Raw genomic sequence first — 303 nt, 5'->3', positions numbered from 1 at the left:
GGAGCCTTCTTGATGGGGAACAGGCTCTGCGGATCGTAGCCCCAATCATCGTCGTGACCCTTGTCGCACAGCTCGTTGTAGCGCTCCACCTCGGCCAGGAAGTTCGTCTTGGCCTCGCCGGTGTAGCCGATGATGTCGGCCAGCTCGTCAAGGGTCTCGGCGGCGTACACCTTGGAGTACTCCTTGCCGAAGCGCGAGAAGGCGCGCACGTCGAAACCGTCGGGGCCGGTGATGTAGGCGTCCATGTTGCCGCGCACCTCTTCCACCATGTAGTCGGAGGAGCGGTCCATGGTCTCATGGCCG

The 303-nt window shown here is 63.0% G+C and carries 1 pseudogene; it reads right to left on the bottom strand.

Going from position 1 to position 303, the window contains the following annotated elements:
- Positions 1–303: pseudogene (locus PZH32_RS12790) on the bottom strand (FAD-binding protein); the annotation flags it as partial.

The organism is Adlercreutzia equolifaciens (assembly GCF_029076695.1).
In the GTDB taxonomy this organism is placed as follows: Bacteria; Actinomycetota; Coriobacteriia; order Coriobacteriales; family Eggerthellaceae; genus Adlercreutzia; species Adlercreutzia equolifaciens_A.
This window is presented reverse-complemented; position numbering and strand designations above follow the sequence as displayed.